Origin of the sequence: Stenotrophomonas sp. FR024 (assembly GCF_047500745.2) — a bacterium.
In the GTDB taxonomy this organism is placed as follows: domain Bacteria; phylum Pseudomonadota; class Gammaproteobacteria; order Xanthomonadales; family Xanthomonadaceae; genus Stenotrophomonas; species Stenotrophomonas maltophilia_A.
Genome location: NZ_JAXAXM020000009.1, coordinates 122738 through 145082 on the forward strand (window position 1 = coordinate 122738; position 22345 = coordinate 145082).

Sequence of the window (22345 nt, forward strand, 5' to 3'; positions counted from 1 at the left end):
ACCCGCCGCAGGTCGTCGGATCAACTACGCCCGTACGTGTCCTCGAAACGCACGATGTCGTCTTCACCGAGGTAACTGCCGGACTGCACCTCGATCAGCTCCAGCGGCAGCTTGCCCGGGTTGCGCAGGCGATGGGTCACGCCCAGCGGGATGTACGTGCTCTGGTTCTCGCTGAGCAGGATCACCTCGTCGCCGCGGGTCACCTCGGCGGTGCCGCTGACCACGATCCAGTGCTCGGCGCGATGGTGATGCATCTGCAGGCTGAGCGTACCGCCGGGCTTGACGGTGATGCGCTTGACCTGGAAACGCTCGCCGTTGTCGATCGAATCGTAGGCGCCCCACGGGCGGTAGACCTTGCGATGCCAGGTGGCCTCGCTGCGACCGTCGGCCTTCAGCTGCGCCACCACGGTCTTGACCTCCTGCATGCGGTCGGCCTTGCCGACCAGCACCGCGTCGTCGGTCTCGACCACGATCACGTCATCCAGACCGACCAGTGCCACCAGGCGCTGTGCATAGGCATAGGTGTTGCGGCAGTCGATCGCGATCACGTCACCCTGATGCGCATTGCCATCGCCATCCTGATGCGAGACATCGCGCAGGGCTGTCCACGAGCCGACATCGTTCCAGCCGGCGTCCAGCGGAATCACCACGGCGTCTGCGGTTTTTTCCATCACGGCATAGTCGATGGAATCGGAGGGAACGGTTGCGAACGCCTCCTTGTCGAGACGGGTGAAATCCGAATCGCGACGGGCCTGCTGCCAGGCCTGGCGGCTGCCGGCCATCATGTCGGGCTGGAAGCGCTCCAGTTCCTGCAGGTAGCGCGAGGCCTTGATCAGGAACATGCCGCTGTTCCAGTAATACTGACCGCTGCTGACGTAACCGGTGGCGGTCTCAAGGTCGGGCTTTTCGACAAAGCGCTCGACCGCACGCAGGCCCTGCCCAGTGGCGGCCTTGATATAGCCGTAGCCGGTTTCCGGACCGGTCGGCACGATACCGAAGGTCACCAGCTTGCCGGACTCGGCAGCGCTGGCTGCAGCCTGCACGACTGCACGGAATGCAGCCTCATCGGTGATTACATGGTCCGAGGGCAGCACCAGCAGCAGCGCATCGGCGCCGTCGCGGGTGGCCTCCAGGGCTGCGACCGCAATCGCCGGCGCCGTATTGCGGCCAACCGGTTCCAGGATGATGGCAGCCGGCTCGGCGCCGACCTGCTGCAGTTGCTCGGCAGCGACGAAGCGGTGCTCTTCGTTGGCGATCACCAACGGGCCGTGGGTGGCGATGGGCGCGACGCGCTGCCAGGTGGCCTGCAGCATCGTCAGTTCGCCTGCCAGCGGCAGGAACTGCTTCGGATACGCCTCGCGCGACAGTGGCCACAGGCGGGTGCCGGAACCACCGGACAGGATGACGGGCTGGATGTTGCTCATGGTCTTCCTTGATTACTGCTGGAGGAGATGGGAGATTTCGTCGGTGCGCGCCTGCATCAGCGCTGCGTCGCCGCGGGCTTCAACGTTCAGGCGCAGCAGCGGCTCGGTGTTGGAACTGCGCAGGTTGAAGCGCCAGTCGCCGAAATCGGCGCTGATGCCATCGGTATGGTCCAGCGCGGGCGACCGCGCGGCGAAGTGCTCCATCACGCGGGCCACGGCGGCCTTGGCATCGGCCACCTTGAAGTTGATCTCGCCGCTGCAGGGATAGGCCGCCATGCGGTCTTCGACCCAGTCGGCCAGCGAGCGGCCGCTCTCGGAGATCAGCTGCGCGATCAGCAGCCACGGGATCATGCCGGAGTCGGCATAGGCGAATTCGCGGAAGTAGTGGTGTGCGCTCATCTCGCCGCCGTACACCGCATCTTCGGCGCGCATCTTTTCCTTGATGAAAGCGTGGCCGCTCTTGCACAGCACCGGCACGCCACCTGCCTGTTCAACCATTTCCACGGTGTTCCAGACCAGCCGCGGGTCATGCACGATCTTGCCACCGGGATTGCGTGCCAGGATGGCCTTGGCCAGCAGGCCGACCAGATAGTAGCCCTCGATGAAGCGGCCGGTATGGTCGAAGAAGAAGCAGCGGTCAAAGTCACCGTCCCAGGCAATGCCGAAGTCGGCGCCGTGTTCGCGCACCGCATTGGCGGTGGCGGCGCGGTTTTCCGGCAGCAGCGGGTTGGGAATGCCGTTGGGGAAGTTGCCATCGGGTTCGTGACAGATGCGGATGAACTCGAACGGCAGGTGCGGTGCCAGCAGGTCGACGATGGCGCCCGCACCACCGTTGCCGGCATTGACCACCAGCTTCAGCGGCTTGAGCTTGGCGGCGTCGACGTAGCTCAGCAGATGCTGGATATAGGCGCTCTTGTCATGCTGGGCGGTCTGCCCGGCGCGTGGCGGCTGGGCCTCGGACGTATCGACGGCGACCGCATCGGAGATCGCGAACAGGCCGGTATCGGAGCTGATCGGGCGGGCGTTCTCCTTGACCAGCTTCATCCCGTTGTAGTCCATCGGGTTGTGGCTGGCGGTCACCATCACACCGCCGGCTGCGCCGAGGTGATCGGTCTGGAAGTAGACCTCTTCGGTACCGCACAGACCGATGTCGATCACCTCACGACCGGTACCACCCAGGCCTGCGGCCAGTGCATCCTGCAGCGCCGGGCTGGTCAGGCGCACATCGTGGCCGAGGACCACCGGGCCGGGAGCGAGCTGCGCAGCCAGGGCGACGCCGATGCGGCGCGCCAGGTCTTCGTTCAGTTCTTCCGGCACGCGGCCGCGGATATCGTAGGCCTTGAAGGCGGGCAGGGGCATCGATCAGATCCTTTGTGAGCTCAGCGCTCAATTGTAGCCCCAGTCCCGTATGGGAATCGTTTCCATCGGAGAACGCCACCTGACTGGCGCCACGGATCAGGCCTGCGGCGATCGTCGGCCTGGCCGGCCGGTGCGCTTGGCCGGCAGGCCCGGCAACGGCGCCAGCAGCGCCTGGACGTCTTCCTCACTGAAGCGTGGACCCGTGCTGCCGCCGCCTTCCAGAATCGATTCCGCCAGAAGGGCCTTGCGTTCCTGCAGCTCGGCAATCCGTTCTTCGATGCTGCCTGCGGCGATCAGCCGGTAGACGAACACCGGCTGCTGCTGGCCGATGCGATGGGCGCGGTCACTGGCCTGGTTTTCGGCCGCCGGGTTCCACCAGGGATCGAAGTGGATGACGGTGTCTGCAGCAGTCAGGTTCAACCCGACGCCACCGGCCTTCAGGCTGATCAGGAACACGGGTACCTCGCCCTGCATGAAACGCTGCACCGGCGTGGCCCGGTCCTGGGTGTCGCCGGTCAGCGTCACATAGGCCAGCCCGAGCTCCTCCAGCGCCTGCCCGATCCGCGCCAGCATGCCGGTGAACTGTGAGAACACCAGGATCCGCCGGCCTTCCTCGACCATCGACGGCAGCATGTCGCGCAGCAGCTCCAGTTTGGCCGAGCCGGCATTGCGTGCAGGGGCGTCGCCCGGCAGCAGGCGCGGATCGCAGCAGACCTGGCGCAGCTTCAGCAAGGCATCCAGCACCACGATATGGCTGCGCGCCAACCCGCTGCCGCTGATGGCCTCGCGCACCTGCTTTTCCATCGCAGCACGCACGGTTTCATAGAGATCACGCTGGCCACCCTCCATCTCCACCGCGCGGGTAATGAGGGTCTTGGGCGGAAGCTCTGACGCGACCTGGTCCTTGCGACGGCGCAGGATGAAGGGACGCAGACGCTGCGCCAGCAACGTGGCGCGGCGGTGGTCGCTGCCGCGTTCGATCGGATGGCGCCAATGCTGGTTGAACTGTTTCTCGCTGCCGAGCAGGCCGGGCAGCAGGAAATCGAACTGCGTCCACAGTTCGCCCAGATGGTTTTCCAGCGGCGTACCGGTCAGGCACAGGCGATGACGCGCCTGCAGCGTGCGCAGCGTGACGGCCGCACGCGATTTCGGATTCTTCACCTGCTGGGCCTCGTCGAGGATCAGCAGATGGTAGGCATGTGCCTGCAGCGCCTGCTCGTCACGCCACAGCAGGGGATACGTGGTCAGTACAAGATCGTGCTCGGGGATCGCCTCGAACAGTGCTTCACGTGCCGGTCCGTGCAGGGTCAGTACGCGCAGGCCCGGAGTGAAGCGTGCCGCTTCGCTCTGCCAGTTGTGCAGCAGCGAGGTCGGCACCACCAGCAGCGCCGGCTGGTCCAGGCGGCCACTTTCCTTTTCGACCAGCAGATGCGCCAGTGTCTGCAGGGTCTTGCCCAGCCCCATGTCATCGGCCAGCACCCCGCCCAGCCCCTGCTGGCGCAGGTACTGCAGCCACGACAGGCCCTCCAGCTGGTAGGGACGCAGCGTTGCCACCAGCCCCGCCGGTGGCGGCACTTCGCCCAGTGCGGGTGCCTGCATCAGCCGCTGCACCAGCGCCTGGGTATCCTTGCGGCCCCGGAACTGCAGGCGCGCCGTGTCCTGCAGTGCCTGCAGGCGGCCACGGTCAAGCGCTGACAAGCGCAGCGGCGCGCCACGCTGGGCGAACAGGTCCGCCAACAGGGCCATGATCGGCTTCAGTCGCGCGGCCCGCAGTGCCAGGCGGGTGTTGTCGCCTGCCATCAACAGGACGTTCTCGTCGTCGCCGATGGCGTCCAGCTGGCCACGCATCCAGCGGGGATCGGACTGCAGCACCTGCTGCAGCAGCGGAACCATCGATACGTTGCGGCCTTCCACCTGGATGTCCAGACCCAGGTTGAACCAGCCCGCATCCGTCGGGTCCGCCTGGATGTCCAGGTCGATCTCATCCACCCGGGTGATGCGATGGCGGAAATCGTCGTCCGTCTCCACCTTCCAGCCCAAGGCTTCCAGGCGCGGCACGTCATCCAGCAGGAACCGTGTCCAGTCATGGGTGCGCAGCTGGAACTGCGGGCCAGCGCCGTCCAATGGCGCCCGCGGGTCCGTGTCGCGATACAGTCCCACCGTGCGCAGCTGGGCCTCGCGCCGTGATTCCTCAGCCAGGTCACGGGGCAGCAGGGCGAGCTGGCCCTCCGGATCGAGTGCGAACAGGCTCGGATCATCCAGGAACCGCACGTGCTCGTCGTACTCGAAGGCCACGGTCGCGATATCGGCCCATTGCGACGGGTCGCGGCGACCGAGCCATGCCGGCCGGAACTCAATCGTATGCAGGCGCAGCACGGGGATCATCGCGCTGATCTGCAGGGTAGGCAGCGTGTCGCTTGCACCGGGGCGCGGCAGGGCAGGGTCGATCTGTTGCAGCATCTGTGCGACCACCGCTTCTTCGTTGGGTAACAGATTGGGCAGGCTCAGGAAGGCGTCGGCGTCCTCGGCCCTGACATCCAGCAGCAGCGGACCGACCTCGCCGGTGACCGGGTCCAGATAGCACGCACTCCGGCCCAGGACCACGCCTCTGGCGCCGCCCTCCACGCTCAACGCGGGTTCCAGCAGCGTTGCGCCCTGCGTCATGCCAACGGTCCAGCCCAGTTCGCCGCGGCGTGGAGCTCCTGACCGGGCCGGCACGTCGCCGTGCGTACCGCAGGAGACCCAGCCATGGCCGCTGGAGACGATCAACTGCAGGGTGGCCGCGAAGTCGATCCATTCGTCCTTCGTCGCGGGCTGCCGCTGGGTGCGTAGCTGGATCATCACCGCCAGATCAGTCGGCGTGAGATAGGCCGGAGGATCCAGCAGCAGGTCCGCAGTGATATCCATCCACTTGCCCGTGCTGATCGCACCATCGGTCCCGTACTTGACGCGCCGGACCAGCACGGCGGGGTGGTGGTTGTAGGTGGACAGTTCGAAGATGACACCGTTTCGGCGTGGCTGGGCCGGCCGGATCCGCGCGCTCTGCCAACGCGAAAGCTCTGCCAGCAGTTCAGGACGCGGCGGTTGCGTCAGGTCCTGTTCGGTCAGGGGGCTCTCGTCGTCCATGGCAAGCGAATCCAGCATGTACGAGACCAGCACCGCCGCCACATGCTTGCAGGTGCGGCCGACGGGGCAGGAACAGGCACTCTGCAGGCGGCTGCGCGCGGTGCGCGTACTGGCCGTCAGATCGATCTCCACGTAGTAGGGATGCCTGGCCGAACCCTGTACCTCGGCCGTCAGCAGGCCATCGCGGAGTTGCCGGTTGCGCACGCCACCCAGGCACTGCTCGCTTTTCTGCAGTGTCCATTCGTCGATCCAGCGGAACAGGTCTTCGTCTGTGAAGGTCGGCGTCATCGTAGATCGAGGGGCGTAGGCGCTGAAGCACCCTTCTGCGTGGAATCGCCCATTCTACCCAATGCCCGCCTGGTCCTCCGTCAATGCTGCGGCGCATCCAGGCCCTTCGCCGCCCTCCAGCTAGAATGCGGTCATCCTCAACGTGCAGGGTAGTACAGCAATGCAGCAATCGACTTCCACCGGCAAGCGCGGCAAGCGCTTCGCCAGTGCGGCGGAGGCCCTGCAAGGGGTGGTCGCCGATGGCCAGACGCTGGCCGTGGGCGGCTTCGGCCTGTGTGGCATTCCCGAGGCCCTGATCGCCGCGCTGCGTGACAGTGGCGCCAAGGGCCTGACCGTGATCTCCAACAATGCCGGCGTCGATGGTTTCGGCCTGGGCCAGCTGCTGGAAACCCGCCAGATCAAGAAGATGATTTCGTCCTACGTGGGCGAGAACAAGGAATTCGAGCGCCAGTTTCTGGCCGGCGAGCTGGAGCTGGAATTCAACCCGCAGGGCACCCTGGCCGAGCGCCTGCGTGCCGGTGGCGCGGGCATCCCGGCGTTCTTCACTGCCACTGGCTACGGCACGGTGGTGGCCGAGGGCAAGGAAACCCGCGAGTTCGACGGCAAGCACTACGTGATGGAGACCGCGCTGCGTGCCGACGTGGCGCTGGTCAAGGCGTGGAAGGCCGACGAGGCTGGCAATCTGGTGTTCCGCAAGACCGCACGCAACTTCAACCCGGCCTGCGCGATGGCCGGCAAGGTCTGCATCGTGGAAGTTGAAGAGGTGGTGCCGGTCGGCACGATCGATCCCGACCAGGTGCACCTGCCGGGCATCTACGTGCACCGTATCGTGCACAACCCGCATCCTGAAAAGCGTATCGAACAGCGCACCATCCGCGCGGAGGGCAACTGACATGGCGTGGACCCGCGATGAGATGGCGGCACGCGCCGCCCGCGAACTGACCGATGGTGCCTACGTGAACCTGGGCATCGGCCTGCCGACCCTGGTTGCCAACCACATCCCCGAAGGCGTGGATGTGTGGCTGCAGTCGGAAAACGGCCTGCTCGGTATCGGCCCGTTCCCGACCGATGCCGAAGTCGATGCCGACCTGATCAACGCCGGCAAGCAGACCGTGACCGCACGTGCCGGTGCCAGCTACTTCGGCAGCCACGACAGCTTTGCGATGATCCGCGGCGGCCATGTCAACCTGGCCATCCTCGGCGCCATGCAGGTCACCGACAAGGGTGACCTGGCCAACTGGATGGTGCCCGGCAAGATGGTCAAGGGCATGGGCGGCGCGATGGACCTGGTGGCCGGCGTGCAGCGCGTGGTGGTGCTGATGGAGCACACCGCCAAGAACGGCGAGCAGAAGATCCTGCCCGAATGCACGTTGCCGCTGACCGGTGTGGGCGTGGTCGACCGCATCATCACCGATCTGGCCGTGTTCGACGTGACTGACAAGGGCCTGCTGCTGGTGGAAGCCGCGCCGGGTGTCAGCGATGACGAGTTGAAGGAAAAGACGGGCGTGGCGTTCGTTCGCGGTTGAAGGTCTGGGGCGGCCCGGCTCAGGGACGCCCCATTCTCAGGTAGCGCCATGCTTTTCCCTCACGACCTGCCCGATGCCGATGTCCAGCACCTGCCGGGCTGGCTGGCCGCGACCGATGCAGACCGGCTCCTGTCCGTGCTGCAGGCCGAAGTCCTCTGGGAAGTCCACCGCATCCGCATGTTCGGCAACTGGGTGGATTCGCCGCGGCTGAGCTGCTGGATCGGCGATCCGCAGGCGCGCTACCGCTATTCCGGGGCTGAATTCGTGCCGCACCCCTGGCCACCCGCGTTGCAGGCCATGCGTGATCGCCTGCAGGTGGAGGGCCTCGGCCGCTTCAACAGCGTGCTGCTGAACCGCTATCGCGGCGGCGGTGATTACATGGGCTGGCACAGCGATGACGAGCCGGAACTGGGGCCGGCCCCGGTGATTGCTTCGCTGAGCCTGGGCGCGGCGCGGCGCTTCCTGCTGCGCCGGCGCGATGACCCGGCGCGGAAGGCCGAGTATCTGCTCGGCCATGGCGATCTGCTGGTGATGGCCGGTCAGACCCAACAGTTCTATCAGCACGCGCTGCCGAAGATGGCACGCGTGCAGGGGGAGCGGATCAACCTGACGTTCCGCTGGATCACGCCGCGCTGATCGATCAGCGCGCGACGGTCGGCTGGTCGGCCTGTCCGCTGGTCAGCGTCCAGCCCACCACGTCCTGCGCCAGCTGCTGCAGGCCACGTTCGAAGGCGGCGGTGACGGCAGGAACATCGGTGCTGCCGACCGGCTGCGCCTGGCGGAAGGTGCGGTCGGCGACCACGCGCTGGTCGGCGACGTGGATCAGCTTGGCGTTGACCTCGATCACCACCGTCGGCGTGGCCTGTCCCTGGTAGTCCGATTCGAAGCGGCGCACGTCGGTGGACAGCTTGTAGTCGGCGCGGATGCCGGCGGTGCTGCGCGCCACGCCGCGGATGCGGCCGGAATCCTCGAAGCCGCGCAGCAGGGTGTCCTCGATCATGTCGGTGGCCGGCTGCGCCCAGCTGGCGCCCTTGTAGATCTCCAGCTGCGACGGCGTCGGCCGCACGTTGATGCGCGGGCTGTCGACCATGCGCGCGGCGCTGGGTTTGGCCAGTACCAGCTGCCAGCTGGCCTGTGGCCACGCCGGGTCCGCCTTGACCTGCACGGACGGCGAGTACAGCGTCACTGCGGTTTTCTCGCTGCTGCCAAGGATGGAGCAGCCGCCCAGCAGGGTGACCATCGAAGCGGCCAGCAGCAGGCGCGGAAGGGTGGTCGGGCTCATTTGGGTTCGAACTCCTTCGGTGCGTCGCGGCCCAGCAGGTAGCGCGCGGGGTTGTTCTCGAGGCGGTCGCTGACCCGGCGCAGGTCGCGGATCAGGCCGCGCAGTTCGGTCAGCGTCGGGCCGAGCTGGCCGAGGCCATCGTTGGCGAAGCTGTTGATGGCAGCGCGGTTCTCGCCAAGGATCGAATCGGCGTTGCCTGCGGCCGAATCAAGCTTGGCCAGAGTGCCGTCGAGCTTGTCGATGATGCCCGGCAGCTGCTGCACCAGGTTCTTGTCCAGGCGCTCGATGGTGCCGTTGGTGGTCTTCAGCGTGGTGTCCAGGCTGCGGGCGGCGTCGCGCGCGCTGAGCAGCAGCGCCTGCGTGCCCTGGTCACGGTCGGCCAGACCACCGCTGATGGTTTCCAGGTTGGCCAGTGTCGCGTTGATCGAAGCCACGTTGCGGTCGCTGAGAATCTGGTCCATGCGCTCGACGATGCGGTTGGCGACGTCGGTGATGTTCTGCAGCGCGGAGGGCGTGGTCGGGATGATCGGCGCCGGGTCCTTGTTGACCGTGGTCAGCGCCGGCGACTGCGGCGTGCCACCGCTGAGCTGGATGATCGACGGGCCGGTCAGGCTGGTGATCGCCAGCTTGGCGCGGGTATCGGTCTTGACCGGCGTGTTGGAGTTCAGGCGGATGCGCGCGACCACCTGGCGCGGGTCGTCCGGTACCAGGTTCAGTTCGGTGATCGAGCCCACCGCGATGCCGTTGTACTGCACCGGGCTGCCCACCGACAGCCCGGTCACCGCTTCGCGGAACACCACGCGGTATTCCTGCCAGGTGCGGTCGGAAGAGTACTTGGCGGCCCACAGGCCGAAGGCCAGCAGGGCCAGGCCGGTGATCAGGGTGAACGCGCCGATCAGCACGTAGTTGGCTTTGGTTTCCATGGCTCAGGCACTCTCGATCTGTTCGCCACGCGCGGCGCGCGCGCGGGGTCCGTGGAAGTATTCCTGGATCCACGGATGATCCAGTTTCTCGATGTCAGGCAAGGGTGCGTTGGCCACCACCCTGCGGTCGGCGATCACCGCGACCCGGTCGCAGATCGCGTACAGCGTGTCCAGGTCGTGGGTGATCAGGAACACGGTCAGCCCCAGCGCTTCCTGCAGGGTCTTGATCAGGCGGTCGAATGCAGCCGCACCGATCGGGTCGAGGCCTGCGGTCGGTTCGTCCAGGAACAGCAGCGGCGGATCCAGCGCCAGCGCTCGGGCCAGGCCGGCGCGCTTGCGCATGCCACCGGACAACTGCGAGGGCAGCTTGTTGATCGCATCGGCGGGCAGGCCGGCCAGCTTCACCTTCAGCAGCGCCAGCTCGTAGTGCCAGCGCTCGGGCAGTTCGCGATGGTGCTCCTTCAGTGGCACCTGCACGTTCTCGCCCACGGTCAGCGAGGAGAACAGGGCGCCGTCCTGGAACAGCACGCCGGTGTTGCGCTCGATGTGCAGGCGGCTCTCAGCATCGTCGGCACGCGCGTCGCGGCCGAGCACTTGGATCTGCCCGGCATCGGGCACGCGCAGGCCGAGGATCGAACGCATCAGCACCGATTTGCCGGTACCCGAACCACCCACCACGCCCAGGATCTCGCCGCGGCGCACGTCCAGGTCCAGGTCCTCATGCACGGTCTGGCTGCCGAAACGGTTGACCAGCCCGCGCACGCGGATGGCCAGCTCGTGGCCGTTGTCGTCCTGCATGGGAACTTCTTCGGGGGTCGGATGCGTGCTCATGTCACCAGTCCATGTGCATGAACCACAACGCCGCGAAGGCGTCGATGATGATCACCAGCGAGATGGTCTGCACCACGCTGGAGGTGGTGCGTTCGCCGACCGACTGCGCCGTGCCTTCGACCTTCAGGCCTTCCAGGCAGCCGATCAGGCCGATCACCAGCGCGAACACCGGCGCCTTCGACAGGCCGACCAGCATGTGGCGCACTTCCATCGTCTCGTGCATGCGTGCGATGTACATCTGCGGCGGAATATCCAGGTCGAACGCACCCACCGTGATGCCGCCGGCCAGGCCGGCGACCATGGCGATGAAGGTCAGCAGGGGCAGGGTGACCAGCAGGGCCAGCAGCCGTGGCAGCACCAGCAGGTCGATCGGGTCCAGGCCCAGAGTGCGCATCGCATCGATTTCCTCGCGCGCCTTCATCGCACCGATCTGCGCGGTGAAGGCGCTGGCGGTGCGGCCGGCCAGCACGATCGCGGTCAGCAGTACCGCGAATTCGCGCAGGAAGGCAATGTTGACCAGTTCGACCACATAGATCTCGGCGCCGAAGTCGCGCAGGATGGTCGAGCCGAGGAAGGCGATCACCGCGCCAACCAGGTAGGACAGCAGTGCCACCAGCGGTACCGCATCCAGCCCGACCTGCTCCATCTGGTGCACGGTGGCGGTCAGGCGGAAACGGCGGGGTTCCTTGACCAGGCGCGCGGCCTTGACCAGGTTCTCGCCGAGGAAACTACACAGCGCCTTGATGTTGTGGCCGGTGGCATGGACGCTGACACCCAGCCGTTCCAGTGCAGCCAGCACGCCGAAGTCGCGCTTGGGCTTGGGCCGGTCGTCGGCCACTTCCTCGATGGTGCACACCAGCGCCTGGTGGTCCGGGCGGAACTTCAGTGCGTCCTCGCCGAGGTCGGCACGGTGGGCTACGCGCAGCACCTGCAGCACGCCGGCCGAATCCATCTTCTCGATGGCGGTGGCATCGATGCCGGTCAGCGTGTCGGGAACGCCGCGCAGGACTTCGGCCGCGGCCAGCGCGGTCTTCAAGGTCCAGGTGCCGGACAGGCGGATCACGCCCGGGTCATGGGCATCCTGTTCGAGCTGGGGGGCGTGGTTCGGGGTCACTTGGGCCATTCGGGTCGCAGCATAACCGTTCTGTATTGGGCATCGCGTCGAACTCGGATGAATTTCTCCGGTAAGGCCCAGCCTAGGTAATACTACGGCGCATGTCCGCAGACGCTCACACGATCCCCACGCCCCAGGCCACCTACGCGCAGCGCGTGGCCTTCGTTTCCGAGATCGCCGGACGCCTGCACAGCTACGGCACAACGGCCCAGCGCCTGGAAACGGCAGTGGTGGCACTGGCCCGCCAGCTCGATCTGGATTGTGAACCGTGGTCGAATCCCACCGGTATCATCCTCAGCTTCAGCGACCCTGCGCAGGCGATCGGCTCCAGTGACATCACCCGCGTGATCCGCCTGGCCCCCGGCGAGAACGACCTGCACAAGCTCAGCGTGGCCGATCATATCGCCGAGGAAGTGGCCAACGGGCGGATGAGCATCGCCCAGGGCCACACCGCGCTGCGCCAGCTGGACAAGGATCCGGGCCGGCGCGGCAAGCTGCGCACCATCCTTTCGTTCACCCTCGGCGCGGCCGGCGTGGCCGGCATGTGGAAGCTGCCGTGGCTGGACATTGCCACCGCCGGTGTCATCGGCCTGATGATCGGCCTGCTCGGCATGGTCACCGACCGTCGCCCGGCCACCCGCGAAGCCGCCGAGGCACTGGCTGCGCTGCTGGCCGGCCTGGTCGCCACCCTGGTGGCGTCCTTCATCGGCGCGCTCAACCTCAACACGGTGATCATCGCCTCGCTGGTGGTGCTGCTGCCCGGCATGTCGCTGACGAATGCGGTCAATGAGCTGGCCAGCCAGCACTGGGTGTCGGGTACCGCGCGCTTTGCCGGTGCGCTGACCACCATCATGAAGCTCAGCGTCGGCGCGATGATCGCGGTGACCCTGGCCGATGTGCTCGGCCTCGATCCGGTGATCCGCGCCACGCGGCCGCAGGGGCCGTGGGTGGAGTGGGGCTCACTGCTGACCGCGGCGTTTGCCTTCGCGATGCTGTTCAAGGCCAACCGCCGCGATTATCCGTGGGTGATCGCGGCCTCGGTCGCTGGTTATGCGATCTCCAAGTTCGGTGGCCACGCCTGGGGAGCGCCGGCTGGCATCTTCCTGTCGGCGATGCTGCTGACCGCCGGTGGCAATCTGTTCGGCCGCCTCGTCGGCCGCCCGGGCGCAATCATCCGCCTGCCCGGCATCATCATGATGGTGCCCGGCAGCACCAGCCTGCGCGGCGTGCTGACCCTGGTCCAGCAGCAGGACGTGGGCGCCGGCCAGAGCGTGTTCCTCACCGTGCTCAACGTGGTGATGGCGCTGGTCGCTGGCCTGCTGTTCGGCAACCTGCTGATGCCGGCCCGCAAAACCCTGTAATCGCCCTCTGGGCTGCTTCCTGTGGGTGTGGACCGTTGGTCCACACACCTTTCCTTTCCGGGGAATGAAAAAACGCCGGCTTTCGCCGGCGTTTTTCATTGCATCCCGATCCGGCCTCAGGCCTTCTTGATCAGGAAATCTTCCGGCTTCTTGTTGCCCTTGGCGGTCAGCTCGGCCATCCAGCGCGGCTGCTTGCCACGGCCGGTCCAGGTTTCCTTCGGATTGGCCGGGTTGCGGTACTTCGGCGCAACCTTGCCCAGCTTGCGGCCAGCGGTCTTCGACGGTGCCTTGGCAACCTTGGCCACCTTGCGCGCGCGCGGGGCCGGGGCGTCGCCGAACAGTTCCTCGATGGTGTAACCCTCGGTCTTGGCCAGCTTGGTCAGCTGTGCCCGGACCTTGGTGATCGGCCGGCGCTTGGCGACGATGGTCTGCTGTTTCTTGGCGGTGCGGATCAGGGCGCCCAGCTCGCGTGCCGACAGGCCGGTCAGGTCAATGCTCATTTACGGTTACTCCGGAAACTAATAAGTGGACGGGACGAGCCAGTCCCTGGCGTCGCGGGACAGAATAAAGATGAATTAATCGCAGCACAAATGCAGACCGGTCATGGCCTGGCAGCATCCCGGCTGCATTGCGTCGATTTTGACCGGATTATGTCCGCTGCAATATTGCTCAAATGGGCGTCAGGCAAAAAAAGACCGGGGCATGCCCCGGTCTTTTCCTGATCAACCCTGCAGGCGCTGAAGCAGGGTGGCCTTGTCCAGGCTTTCCGCTTCGCTGGCGCGGCGCGAACGGTACTCGTAGGTGCCGGCGGCCAGGCCACGTTCGCTGACCACCACGCGGTGCGGGATGCCGATCAGTTCCATGTCGGCGAACATCGCGCCCGGGCGCAGGCCACGGTCGTCGAGTGCCGCGTCCAGGCCCGCATCGCGCAGCTCCTGCAGCAGGTTGGCCGCGGCGTCGGCCACGGCGGCGTCGCCCTTCGGATTGATCACGCATACCACCACCTGCCACGGCGCCATCGCGTCCGGCCAGATGATGCCGGCATCGTCATGGTTCTGTTCGATCGCGGCAGCCACCACGCGCGAGATACCGATGCCATAGCAGCCCATCGCCATCACCGCGGCCTTGCCGTTCTCGTCCAGAACGGTGGCATCCAGCGCTTCGGCATACTTGCGGCCGAGCTGGAACACGTGGCCGACTTCGATGCCACGGGCGATCTTCAGTTCACCACCGTCCAGCGCGCGGTCACCGGCACGCACGTTGCGGATGTCGGCCACTTCCGGTTCCGGCAGGTCGCGGCCCCAGTTGACGCCAGCCAGGTGGAAACCGGCTTCGTTGGCGCCGACGACGAAGTCGGACATCGCCGCCACTTCGCGATCGGCCACCACGCGGATGGCCTTGGCCGGGGCGACCGGGCCGAGGAAGCCCGGCACGCTGCCCAGGTGCTCGGCGATTTCCGCCTCACTGGCGAAGCGCTGTTCGTCCAGGCCGGCAACCTTGGCCAGCTTGATCTCGTTGACCTCATGGTCGCCGCGTACCAGCAGCAGCACGAACTGCTGTGCCTTGCCTTCGCCGGCGATCAGCGCCACCGATTTCACCGTGCGCTGCAGGTCGATGCCGAGCAGCGCCGCGACATCCTCGCAGGTCTTCTGGGTGGGGGTATCGACCTTGCGCATGGCTTCGCTGGCGGCCGCACGCGGTGCCGGATCGGCAGCGATCGCCGCTTCCATGTTGGCCGCGTAGTCCGAACCGGTGGAGAACACCAGCGCGTCTTCGCCGGAATCGGCGATGACGTGGAATTCCTGAGAGGCATCACCGCCGATCGCGCCGGAGTCGGCCTGCACCATGCGGAAATCCAGGCCGAGGCGGGTGAAGATACGGCTGTAGGCCGACTTCATGTTCTCGTACTCGCGCACCAGGCACTCATCGTGCAGGTGGAACGAATAGGCGTCCTTCATCAGGAACTCGCGCGAACGCATCACGCCGAAGCGCGGACGGATCTCGTCGCGGAACTTGGTCTGCACCTGGTAGAAGTTGACCGGCAGCTGCTTGTAGCTGGACAGCTCGCTGCGCGCGAAGTCGCAGGCGGCTTCTTCGGCGGTCGGGCTGTAGCAGAACACCTGGTCCTTGCGGTCCTTGATCTTCAGCAGCTGCGGGCCGAACTTCTGCCAGCGCCCGGTCTGCTCCCACAGTTCCTTCGGCTGGATGGTCGGGATCTGGAATTCCACGGCACCGGCGCGGTCCATTTCCTCGCGCACGATGCGCTCGACCTTGCGCAGCACGCGCAGGCCCAGCGGCGACCAGGTGTACAGGCCCGATGCCAGCTTGCGGATCATGCCCGCGCGCAGCATCAGCCGGTGGCTGGTCAGCTCGGCGTCGCTGGGGGTTTCCTTGGTGGTGTGCAGGTGGAACTGGGAGAGGCGCATCGTCGGCTTCGGATAACGGCAGAGACGCCTATTCTGCCAGCCCGGCCGGGGGGAGGGGTATCGGCAGGGCTGCGCCCTGCACCCGCCTCAAGCAACGTCAACTGCAACTGCAACTGCAACAGCGGGCTTCCCGTGGGATGGCGGGGGGGGCGGTTGCGGGGGACGCCGTAAATACGTCCCTGTGGCTCGGTCGCGCCATCCATGGCGCTCACGCCCTCGCAACCGGACCCACCCCGCCTTCGACAGTTTTCCGCGATCTGTCGCCCTTTTGTAGGGCCGAGCCATGCTCGGCTGCTGTTCGATCAATTCTCGAACTATTCGATTTCCATGGAGATTCATCCACGCATGGCGTGGATCTACTGACCACCGGGAATCTGTCGGGGGTGGGGCGGTGTCGGATTGCGGGGTGTCAGCCGCATGGATGCGGCTGCCAAGCCTACAGGGACGTACTTGCGGCGTCCCCGCACTCCGACACCGCCCCGCCATTCCACGGAATGCCCGCTTTTGACGTTGCCCTTGCTACCGCCTCTGTCGGTGCAGGGCTGCAAGCCCTGCCGATAACCCTCACTCCGCCGGGCAGTAGGCCTTGATGGCGGCTTCAGCCAATCCCTTCTGCGCGCTGCGCTGCTCCGGAGCCAACGGGGTATCGGCCTTGCCATCACCATCGGTGTCCTGCATCACCTGGCCGCCGCCCTCCAGCAGGGCCAGGTTGGCGCGGGCGGTGCTGCACTGCTCGGGCACCGGCGCGGCCGGGGTCTCGGCGCTGGCCGCCGCCTGGGGACTGCGCGCCTGCGCCCGGGTCTCGAACTTCCTGCCCGCCGGCGGGGTCTCCGAATACTGGGTCACGCCATTGGCGTCCTTCCATTTATAGACCGGGCCGGCCACGGCGTTGGCACTGGCCAACAACAGCAGGCATCCAAGGCAGGACAGGGCACGCATGGCAAACTCCACGGAATGGGCGTAGAACGCCGATTGCAGCATTGGCGCCGAGCACTGGCAAGTCGATTAAACTGGATTCCATGGACCCGATCACACCGCCGCCGCGTTCGCGCACGATTTACCTGCTGCCCAACCTGTTCACCACCGCCGGCCTGTTTGCCGGCTTCTACGCGATCATCGCCGCGGCCAACGGGGACTTCGTCAACGCCAGCATCGCCGTGTTCGTGGCGGCGGTGATGGATGGCCTGGATGGGCGCGTGGCGCGCCTGACCGGCACCAGCAGCGAATTCGGCGTGCAGTACGACTCGCTGGCCGACCTGGTCAGCTTCGGCATGGCCCCGGCGCTGGTGATGTACCACTGGTCGCTGTCGTGGCTGAAGTTCGACGACCCGCTGCTGGGTCGCGTCGGCTGGGCCGTGGCCTTCCTGTATGCCGCCTGCGCGGCGCTGCGCCTGGCCCGCTTCAATACCCAGGTAGCGGTGGTCGACAAGCGCTGGTTCGTCGGCCTTGCCAGCCCGGCCGCGGCCGGCCTGATGATGTCCTTCGTCTGGGCGTTCGCCGATGGCAACCTGGGCTGGGACGGCAACCAGCTGCGCTACGTGGCGCTGGCGGTGACGATCATCGCGGCGCTGCTGATGGTCAGCCGCATCCGCTTCTGGAGCTTCAAGGGCGGCGGCGCCAAGGGCACCCGCTCCGACCGCGTGCCGTTCCTGGTACTGGCCCTGGTGCCAGTGGCGATCGCCATTGCGGTCATCGACCTGCCGCGCGTGCTGTTCGCGGTGGGCATCCTGTACGCCTTGTCGGGCCCGGTGATGTGGGCCGTGCAGCGCCTGAGCAAGAAGCCCGAGGCCGCGTGAGCGAGGACCTGCCCGTGCTGTGGTCACCGGCCCAGCAGGCCTGGCTGCAGGCCATGGGCTACACCGTCTATCACGACGGCCAGCTGGCCGCCGAGCTGGATGCCGCGCTGCAGCTGAGCGTGGCCGAAGCCGAGGCGGCTGCCACACCAGCGGCGGAGCAGGCGCGGGCGTCGACCGCACCCGCGCGCGAACCTCTGGCTGCGGCCGCACCGGTTTCCCGCCAGGAACGCCCGGCGCCAGCGCGTCGCGAGACCCCGATCAGCGCACCGGACACCGCGCCCGCGGCTGCCCGGCCGCTGCCTGGCGGCAATGCCCGGCAGCCGGTGGTGCGCCTGCCGGATCGCCTGCAGATCGCCTTGCTGCGCGCGTCCGGCTGCAATCCCAATGATCCGGCCACGCAGGCGCTGATGGACAGCTGGCCGCTGGACCAGCTGCGTCAGGACCCGGCCGCCAAGCGCGCGCTGTGGCCGCAGCTGCGCGCCCTGCGCAAGCGGGGCGCGCCATGAGTGCGGTCAGCCAGCCCGGTCCGGTCAGCCTGCGCGCGCTGCGCGAGAGCGACCTCAACGCGGTGATGGCGATTGAAGTACGCGGCTATCCGTTTCCCTGGACCCGCGGCATCTTCGTCGACTGCCTGCGTGCGGGCTATCCGGGCCTGGCCATGGAGCGCGATGGCCAGTTGATCGGCTATGGCGTACTCAGCATCGCGGCCGACGAAGCCCATGTGCTGAACGTCTGCATCGACCCGCTGACGCAGTCGCGTGGGCTCGGGCGCCAGCTGCTGCGCGCGCTGGTACAGCTGGCCGGCGACCGGGGTGCGCAGCGTGTGTTCCTGGAAGTGCGTCCGTCCAACACACCCGCGCTGGCCTTGTACCACAGAGAAGGCTTCAACGAGATCGGTCGCCGCCCGCGTTACTACCCGGCCGCACAGGGCCGCGAAGACGCGGTGGTGATGGCGATCGAACTGGTCGACGGCGACCTGCAGGCGATGCCGCCGCTGTAACGGAGAAGGGGGGCCGGCCAGCGGCCGGCACTACCGATGGATCTCCGCTGTCATCGACACATCACCTACCGTGGTAGGTGCCAGCCTTGGTTGGCACGCTTTCCTCACGCCAGCCGCAGTGCCAACACACCCCCGACGATCAACGCCGCCGCCAGCCAGCGCGCGCGCGGAATCCGTTCGCGCAGCAGGAACACCGAGATCAGCAACGCGAACAGGATCGACGATTCGCGCAACGCCGAGACCATCGCCACCGGCGCCTGGGTCATTGCCCACAACGCCATCGCATACGAGGTGGTGGTGCCGACGCCACCGGCCAGCCCCAGCGGCCAGTGCTGCCGCGCATAGTCCAGCACCGCGCCGCGGCGCGTGTACAGCGCCCACAGTGGCAGTGGAATGCCCGACAGCAGGAACAGCCACAACGTATAGCTGAGTGCGCTGCCGGACTGACGCGCGCCCTGCGCATCGACCAGCGTGTAGGTGGCGATCATCGCCGCGGTCAGCAGCGGCAGGCGCAGCTGACCGCCACGCGCGCCCAGCGCCATGCACAGGATGCCGGTGCTGACCAGCACCACGCCCAGCCACGCCGCAGGCGGCAGCTGCTCACCGAGCAGAGTGCCCGCCAGCGCGACCAGGATCGGCGCGCTGCCACGCATCAGCGGGTAGGCCAGGCTCATGTCGACCTGCTGGTAACAGCGTGCGACCAGGCCGTAGTAGGTCACCTGCAGCAGCACCGACGCGCCCAGCCACGGCCAGCTGTGCGCGGCGGGAAATGGCAGGAAGGGCAGGCCGGCAGCCGACAGCAGCGCGGCACTGCCGGTCACCAGTACGGTGCCGAGGAACTTGTCCGGCCCGCGCTTGACGATTGCGTTCCAGCTGGCATGCAGCGCGGCAGCGGCGAGAACCAGCAGGAAGATGGAAAGCGGCATCCAGCGATGATGCCATGCGCGGGAAATGTAGAGTCGAGCCATGCTCGACTGCTGTCATGAGTCGAGCACGGCTCGACTCTACAAAAGGAAACGCCGGGCAGTACCCGGCGTTTCCCTGCACTTACAGCTTCGCGCGCTGCTCGCGCAGGCCGGCCAGCTGGGTGTTCCAGTCGACCAAGCGCACGCGTTCCTGCTCGACCACCGCCGGGGGCACCTTGTCGGTGAACTTGGCGAGCTTGGTTTCGCTCTTCTCCTGCTCGCCTTCCACGCGCTTGATCTCCTTGTCCAGGCGCGCACGCTCGGCGTCGAGATCAACCAGGCCTTCCAGCGGCACCAGCAGCTTCAGCTCACCGACAATCGCGGCGGCAGCCGGCGGTGCACTTTCGCCTTCAGCCAGCCACTGGATGCTGTCCAGCTTGAGCAGGAACGACAGCGAGGCGCTGAAACGTTCGATGCGCACGCGGTCCTGCTCCAGACCGGCCTGCAGGCGCAGCGGCACCAGCTTGGACGGGGCCACGTTCAGCTCACTGCGCACGCGGCGCACGGCACTGATCACGGCCTTCAGCCATTCCACGTCGGCCTCGGCCTGGGCGAAATCGCCTTCGAACTCGGCGGCGGTCGGGTACGGACGCAGCGACAGCGTGGTTTCGGCCAAGCCCAGGCGCGGGGCCAGTTGCTGCCACAGCTGTTCGGTGATGAACGGCGTGAGCGGGTGCAGCAGGCGCAGCAGCGCTTCCAGCACGTACAGCAGAGTGTGGCGGGTGCTTTCGGCGTCGGCGGCATCGGCACCATTCAGTGCCGGCTTGCTCAGCTCCAGGAACCAGTCGCAGAACTCGTTCCAGGCGAACTCGTACAGGCACTGCGCCAGCAGGTCGAAGCGGTAGTTGGCGTAGTGGCCCTGCGCCTCGGTGGACACCGCCGCCAGGCGCGCAAGGATCCAGCGCTCGGCATCGGTGCGCGGCGTCGGCACGCCGGTGAACGTTGCACCCTCGGTGTTCATCAGGGTGAAGCGGCTGGCGTTCCACAGCTTGTTGCAGAAGTTCTTGTAGCCCTCGGCGCGGTTCATGTCGAACTTGATGTCGCGGCCGTGGGTGGCCAGCGCGGCGATGGTGAAGCGCAGCGCATCGGCACCGTGGGCAGCAATGCCGTCCGGGAATTCCTTGCGGGTGGCCTTCTCGATCTTCTCCACCATCTTCGGCTGCATCAGGCCGCCGGTGCGCTTGGCGACCAGATCGTCGATGGTGATGCCGTCGATGATGTCCAGCGGATCGAGCACGTTGCCCTTGCTCTTGGACATCTTCTGGCCCTGGCCGTCGCGGATCAGGCCGGTGAAGTAGACGTCCTTGAACGGGATCTTCCCGACCAGGTTGTCGGTGGCCATGATCATGCGCGCCACCCAGAAGAAGATGATGTCGAAGCCAGTGATCAGCACCGACGACGGCAGGTAGCGGTCGAAGCCGCGCTCGGCCATGGCCTGCTCGTTGGGCCAGCCCAGGGTGGAGAACGGCCATAGCTGCGAGGAGAACCAGGTCTCCAGCACGTCGCTTTCCTGGTTCAGCACCACGTCGCTGCCCAGGTTGTGCTTCGCCCGCACTTCCTCTTCGCTGCGACCGACGTAGCAGCTGCCGGTGGCTTCGTCGAACCACGCCGGAATGCGGTGGCCCCACCACAGCTGGCGGCTGATGCACCAGTCCTGGATGTTGTTCATCCAGTGGCGGTAGGTGTTGATCCAGTTCGGCGGCACGAAGGAAATGCTTCCATCCTCGACCAGTTCCAGGCCGCGCTTGGCCAGGTCGTCCATCTTCACGAACCACTGGTCGGTCAGGTACGGCTCGATCACCTGGCCGGTACGGTCGCCGCGCGGCACCTGCAGCTTGTGCGCCTTGGTCTCGACCAGGATGCCCAGGTCTTCCAGCTCGGCCAGCACGGCCTTGCGCGCGGCGTAGCGGTCCAGACCCTGGAAACGCTCCGGCGCGTTCTCGTTCAGCGCCGCCACCGGGGTGAACAGGTTGATCATCGGCAGGCTGTGGCGCACGCCCACTTCATAGTCGTTGAAATCGTGCGCCGGGGTGACCTTGACCACGCCGGTGCCGAAGGCACGGTCCACGTAGTCGTCGGCGATCACCGGGACGCGGCGGCCGGTCAGCGGCAGCACCACGCTCTTGCCGATCAGATGTGCATAGCGCTCGTCTTCCGGGTGCACCATCACCGCGGTATCGCCCAGCAGGGTTTCCGGGCGGGTGGTGGCGACGACCAGGTAGTCGCGGGTTTCGCGCAGGGTTTCCACGCCGTCGGCATCGCGCTCGACGTGTTCGTAGCTCAGGCCCTCATCCAGCGTGTAGGCGATCGACCACAGGAAGCCGTCTTCCTCGGCGCTCTCCACCTCCAGGTCGGAAATGGCGGTCTTCAGCACCGGGTCCCAGTTGACCAGGCGCTGGCCGCGGTAGATCAGGCCCTGCTCGTACCAGCGCACGAAGGCCTCGTTGACCGCCGCCGACGGCTGCGGGTCCATGGTGAAGGTGCTGCGCGACCAGTCGGCGGAGGTGCCGAGGCGGCGCATCTGGCGTTCGATGGTGTCGCCGGACTGCTGCTTCCACTCCCAGACCTTGCCGATGAAGCCTTCGCGGCCCAGCGAATCGCGGGTCTCGCCCTTGCCTTCCAGCGCCAGGTTGCGGCTGACCACCATTTCGGTGGCGATGCCGGCATGATCGGTACCGACCTGCCACAGCGTGTCGTAGCCACGCATGCGGTGGTAGCGCACCAGCGCGTCCATCAGGGTCTGCTGGAAGGCGTGGCCCATGTGCAGGGTGCCGGTCACGTTCGGCGGCGGCAGCAGGATGGTGTAAGGCTCGCCCGTGCCGGACGGCTTGAAGTGGCCGGCCTTCTCCCAGGCCTCGTAGAGGTCGGTCTCGAAGGACTTCGGGTCGTAACTGGAGGCGAGTTGGGTCATGCGGGGGAACCGG

General features: G+C 66.7%; 19 protein-coding genes. 7 read left to right on the top strand and 12 right to left on the bottom strand.

Translation table 11 applies throughout. From position 1 onward, the window contains the following. Positions 1-20: 20 nt before the first annotated feature. The 3 genes from ACMZ91_RS12020 to ACMZ91_RS12030 form a co-directional block, all read right to left on the bottom strand. On the bottom strand, positions 21-1424 hold the full coding sequence (locus ACMZ91_RS12020; protein ID WP_049461366.1) for a mannose-1-phosphate guanylyltransferase/mannose-6-phosphate isomerase: 1404 nt from the start codon (positions 1422-1424) through the stop codon (positions 21-23). Between the two features lie 12 nt (positions 1425-1436). Next, positions 1437-2783 (bottom strand): phosphohexomutase domain-containing protein, encoded by a 1347-nt coding sequence (locus tag ACMZ91_RS12025; RefSeq protein ID WP_049461368.1) that lies wholly within the window; start codon positions 2781-2783, stop codon positions 1437-1439. 96 nt (positions 2784-2879) lie between these two features. Further along, a complete protein-coding gene (locus tag ACMZ91_RS12030; RefSeq protein WP_049461370.1) occupies positions 2880-6197 on the bottom strand; it encodes a DEAD/DEAH box helicase in 3318 nt (1105 codons plus the stop codon). Between the two features lie 160 nt (positions 6198-6357). On the opposite strand from ACMZ91_RS12030, the gene ACMZ91_RS12035 reads away from it, so the two are divergent. The 3 genes from ACMZ91_RS12035 to ACMZ91_RS12045 are packed head-to-tail and all read left to right on the top strand — an operon-like array spanning position 6358 to position 8359. Further along, positions 6358-7089 (top strand): CoA transferase subunit A, encoded by a 732-nt coding sequence (locus tag ACMZ91_RS12035; protein WP_049461372.1) that lies wholly within the window; start codon positions 6358-6360, stop codon positions 7087-7089. Between the two features lies 1 nt (position 7090). Continuing rightward, positions 7091-7723 carry a CoA transferase subunit B gene (locus ACMZ91_RS12040; protein WP_049461374.1) on the top strand — a complete coding sequence of 211 codons (633 nt, stop codon included), beginning with the start codon at positions 7091-7093 and terminating at the stop codon, positions 7721-7723. Positions 7724-7771: 48 nt separating this feature from the next. Continuing rightward, complete coding sequence (locus ACMZ91_RS12045; RefSeq protein WP_049461376.1) at positions 7772-8359, top strand: alpha-ketoglutarate-dependent dioxygenase AlkB family protein; 588 nt, start codon at positions 7772-7774, stop codon at positions 8357-8359. Positions 8360-8363: 4 nt separating this feature from the next. Here ACMZ91_RS12045 and ACMZ91_RS12050 read toward each other — a convergent pair whose 3' ends face one another. The 4 genes from ACMZ91_RS12050 to ACMZ91_RS12065 are packed head-to-tail and all read right to left on the bottom strand — an operon-like array spanning position 8364 to position 11882. Continuing rightward, a complete protein-coding gene (locus tag ACMZ91_RS12050) occupies positions 8364-9005 on the bottom strand; it encodes an ABC-type transport auxiliary lipoprotein family protein (protein WP_049424921.1) in 642 nt (213 codons plus the stop codon). After that, the gene (locus ACMZ91_RS12055) at positions 9002-9928 is read right to left on the bottom strand and encodes an MlaD family protein (RefSeq protein WP_014035909.1); all 927 of its coding nucleotides are present in this window, start codon (positions 9926-9928) and stop codon (positions 9002-9004) included. Before ACMZ91_RS12055 ends, ACMZ91_RS12050 begins: the two co-directional genes overlap by 4 nt. A 3-nt stretch (positions 9929-9931) precedes the next feature. Then, positions 9932-10759 carry an ABC transporter ATP-binding protein gene (locus ACMZ91_RS12060; protein WP_049461378.1) on the bottom strand — a complete coding sequence of 276 codons (828 nt, stop codon included), beginning with the start codon at positions 10757-10759 and terminating at the stop codon, positions 9932-9934. A gap of 1 nt (position 10760) precedes the next feature. Further along, a complete protein-coding gene (locus ACMZ91_RS12065; protein WP_032127999.1) occupies positions 10761-11882 on the bottom strand; it encodes an ABC transporter permease in 1122 nt (373 codons plus the stop codon). A 92-nt stretch (positions 11883-11974) separates the two neighbouring features. Between ACMZ91_RS12065 and ACMZ91_RS12070 the strand changes: the two genes are divergently transcribed. Further along, positions 11975-13234, top strand: coding sequence for a threonine/serine exporter family protein (locus tag ACMZ91_RS12070; RefSeq protein WP_049398420.1), 1260 nt, complete (start codon positions 11975-11977; stop codon positions 13232-13234). A 116-nt stretch (positions 13235-13350) separates the two neighbouring features. Here the strand turns inward: ACMZ91_RS12070 and ACMZ91_RS12075 are convergent, their stop codons facing one another. The 3 genes from ACMZ91_RS12075 to ACMZ91_RS12085 form a co-directional block, all read right to left on the bottom strand. Next, a complete protein-coding gene (locus ACMZ91_RS12075; protein ID WP_005415203.1) occupies positions 13351-13734 on the bottom strand; it encodes an H-NS histone family protein in 384 nt (127 codons plus the stop codon). Between the two features lie 222 nt (positions 13735-13956). Continuing rightward, positions 13957-15660 (bottom strand): proline--tRNA ligase, encoded by a 1704-nt coding sequence (locus ACMZ91_RS12080; protein WP_032128001.1) that lies wholly within the window; start codon positions 15658-15660, stop codon positions 13957-13959. A 564-nt stretch (positions 15661-16224) separates the two neighbouring features. Further along, complete coding sequence (locus ACMZ91_RS12085; protein WP_049461832.1) at positions 16225-16599, bottom strand: DUF4124 domain-containing protein; 375 nt, start codon at positions 16597-16599, stop codon at positions 16225-16227. An 80-nt stretch (positions 16600-16679) separates the two neighbouring features. Here ACMZ91_RS12085 and pssA point away from each other — a divergent pair, with 80 nt between their 5' ends. The 3 genes from pssA to rimI are packed head-to-tail and all read left to right on the top strand — an operon-like array spanning position 16680 to position 18456. Further along, a complete protein-coding gene (gene pssA, locus ACMZ91_RS12090; RefSeq protein WP_049461822.1) occupies positions 16680-17456 on the top strand; it encodes a CDP-diacylglycerol--serine O-phosphatidyltransferase in 777 nt (258 codons plus the stop codon). Continuing rightward, complete coding sequence (locus ACMZ91_RS12095; protein WP_049461823.1) at positions 17453-17962, top strand: hypothetical protein; 510 nt, start codon at positions 17453-17455, stop codon at positions 17960-17962. Before pssA ends, ACMZ91_RS12095 begins: the two co-directional genes overlap by 4 nt. Continuing rightward, positions 17959-18456, top strand: a complete 498-nt coding sequence (gene rimI, locus ACMZ91_RS12100; RefSeq protein ID WP_049461824.1) for a ribosomal protein S18-alanine N-acetyltransferase — start codon at positions 17959-17961, stop codon at positions 18454-18456. Before ACMZ91_RS12095 ends, rimI begins: the two co-directional genes overlap by 4 nt. 104 nt (positions 18457-18560) lie before the next feature. On the opposite strand, the gene ACMZ91_RS12105 is transcribed toward rimI, so the two are convergent. Together ACMZ91_RS12105 and ACMZ91_RS12110 are read right to left on the bottom strand one after the other, a co-directional pair. After that, entirely contained in the window at positions 18561-19382 is an 822-nt protein-coding gene (locus ACMZ91_RS12105; protein WP_049461825.1) for an EamA family transporter, read from the bottom strand. A gap of 121 nt (positions 19383-19503) precedes the next feature. Beyond that, complete coding sequence (locus ACMZ91_RS12110; RefSeq protein WP_049461826.1) at positions 19504-22332, bottom strand: valine--tRNA ligase; 2829 nt, start codon at positions 22330-22332, stop codon at positions 19504-19506. Positions 22333-22345 lie beyond the last annotated feature (13 nt).

Excerpts from the sequence above, each read along its gene's own strand:
- ACMZ91_RS12060 (WP_049461378.1), bottom strand. The coding sequence starts at position 10,759 with ATGAGCACGCATCCGACCCCCGAAGAAGTTCCCATGCAGGACGACAAC.
- ACMZ91_RS12055 (WP_014035909.1), bottom strand. The coding sequence starts at position 9,928 with ATGGAAACCAAAGCCAACTACGTGCTGATCGGCGCGTTCACCCTGATC.
- ACMZ91_RS12025 (WP_049461368.1), bottom strand. The coding sequence starts at position 2,783 with ATGCCCCTGCCCGCCTTCAAGGCCTACGATATCCGCGGCCGCGTGCCG.
- ACMZ91_RS12085 (WP_049461832.1), bottom strand. The coding sequence starts at position 16,599 with ATGCGTGCCCTGTCCTGCCTTGGATGCCTGCTGTTGTTGGCCAGTGCC.
- ACMZ91_RS12075 (WP_005415203.1), bottom strand. The coding sequence starts at position 13,734 with ATGAGCATTGACCTGACCGGCCTGTCGGCACGCGAGCTGGGCGCCCTG.
- ACMZ91_RS12050 (WP_049424921.1), bottom strand. The coding sequence starts at position 9,005 with ATGAGCCCGACCACCCTTCCGCGCCTGCTGCTGGCCGCTTCGATGGTC.
- ACMZ91_RS12105 (WP_049461825.1), bottom strand. The coding sequence starts at position 19,382 with ATGCCGCTTTCCATCTTCCTGCTGGTTCTCGCCGCTGCCGCGCTGCAT.
- ACMZ91_RS12065 (WP_032127999.1), bottom strand. The coding sequence starts at position 11,882 with ATGGCCCAAGTGACCCCGAACCACGCCCCCCAGCTCGAACAGGATGCC.
- rimI (WP_049461824.1), top strand. The coding sequence starts at position 17,959 with ATGAGTGCGGTCAGCCAGCCCGGTCCGGTCAGCCTGCGCGCGCTGCGC.
- ACMZ91_RS12035 (WP_049461372.1), top strand. The coding sequence starts at position 6,358 with ATGCAGCAATCGACTTCCACCGGCAAGCGCGGCAAGCGCTTCGCCAGT.
- ACMZ91_RS12070 (WP_049398420.1), top strand. The coding sequence starts at position 11,975 with ATGTCCGCAGACGCTCACACGATCCCCACGCCCCAGGCCACCTACGCG.
- pssA (WP_049461822.1), top strand. The coding sequence starts at position 16,680 with ATGGACCCGATCACACCGCCGCCGCGTTCGCGCACGATTTACCTGCTG.
- ACMZ91_RS12020 (WP_049461366.1), bottom strand. The coding sequence starts at position 1,424 with ATGAGCAACATCCAGCCCGTCATCCTGTCCGGTGGTTCCGGCACCCGC.
- ACMZ91_RS12110 (WP_049461826.1), bottom strand. The coding sequence starts at position 22,332 with ATGACCCAACTCGCCTCCAGTTACGACCCGAAGTCCTTCGAGACCGAC.
- ACMZ91_RS12040 (WP_049461374.1), top strand. The coding sequence starts at position 7,091 with ATGGCGTGGACCCGCGATGAGATGGCGGCACGCGCCGCCCGCGAACTG.
- ACMZ91_RS12030 (WP_049461370.1), bottom strand. The coding sequence starts at position 6,197 with ATGACGCCGACCTTCACAGACGAAGACCTGTTCCGCTGGATCGACGAA.
- ACMZ91_RS12045 (WP_049461376.1), top strand. The coding sequence starts at position 7,772 with ATGCTTTTCCCTCACGACCTGCCCGATGCCGATGTCCAGCACCTGCCG.
- ACMZ91_RS12080 (WP_032128001.1), bottom strand. The coding sequence starts at position 15,660 with ATGCGCCTCTCCCAGTTCCACCTGCACACCACCAAGGAAACCCCCAGC.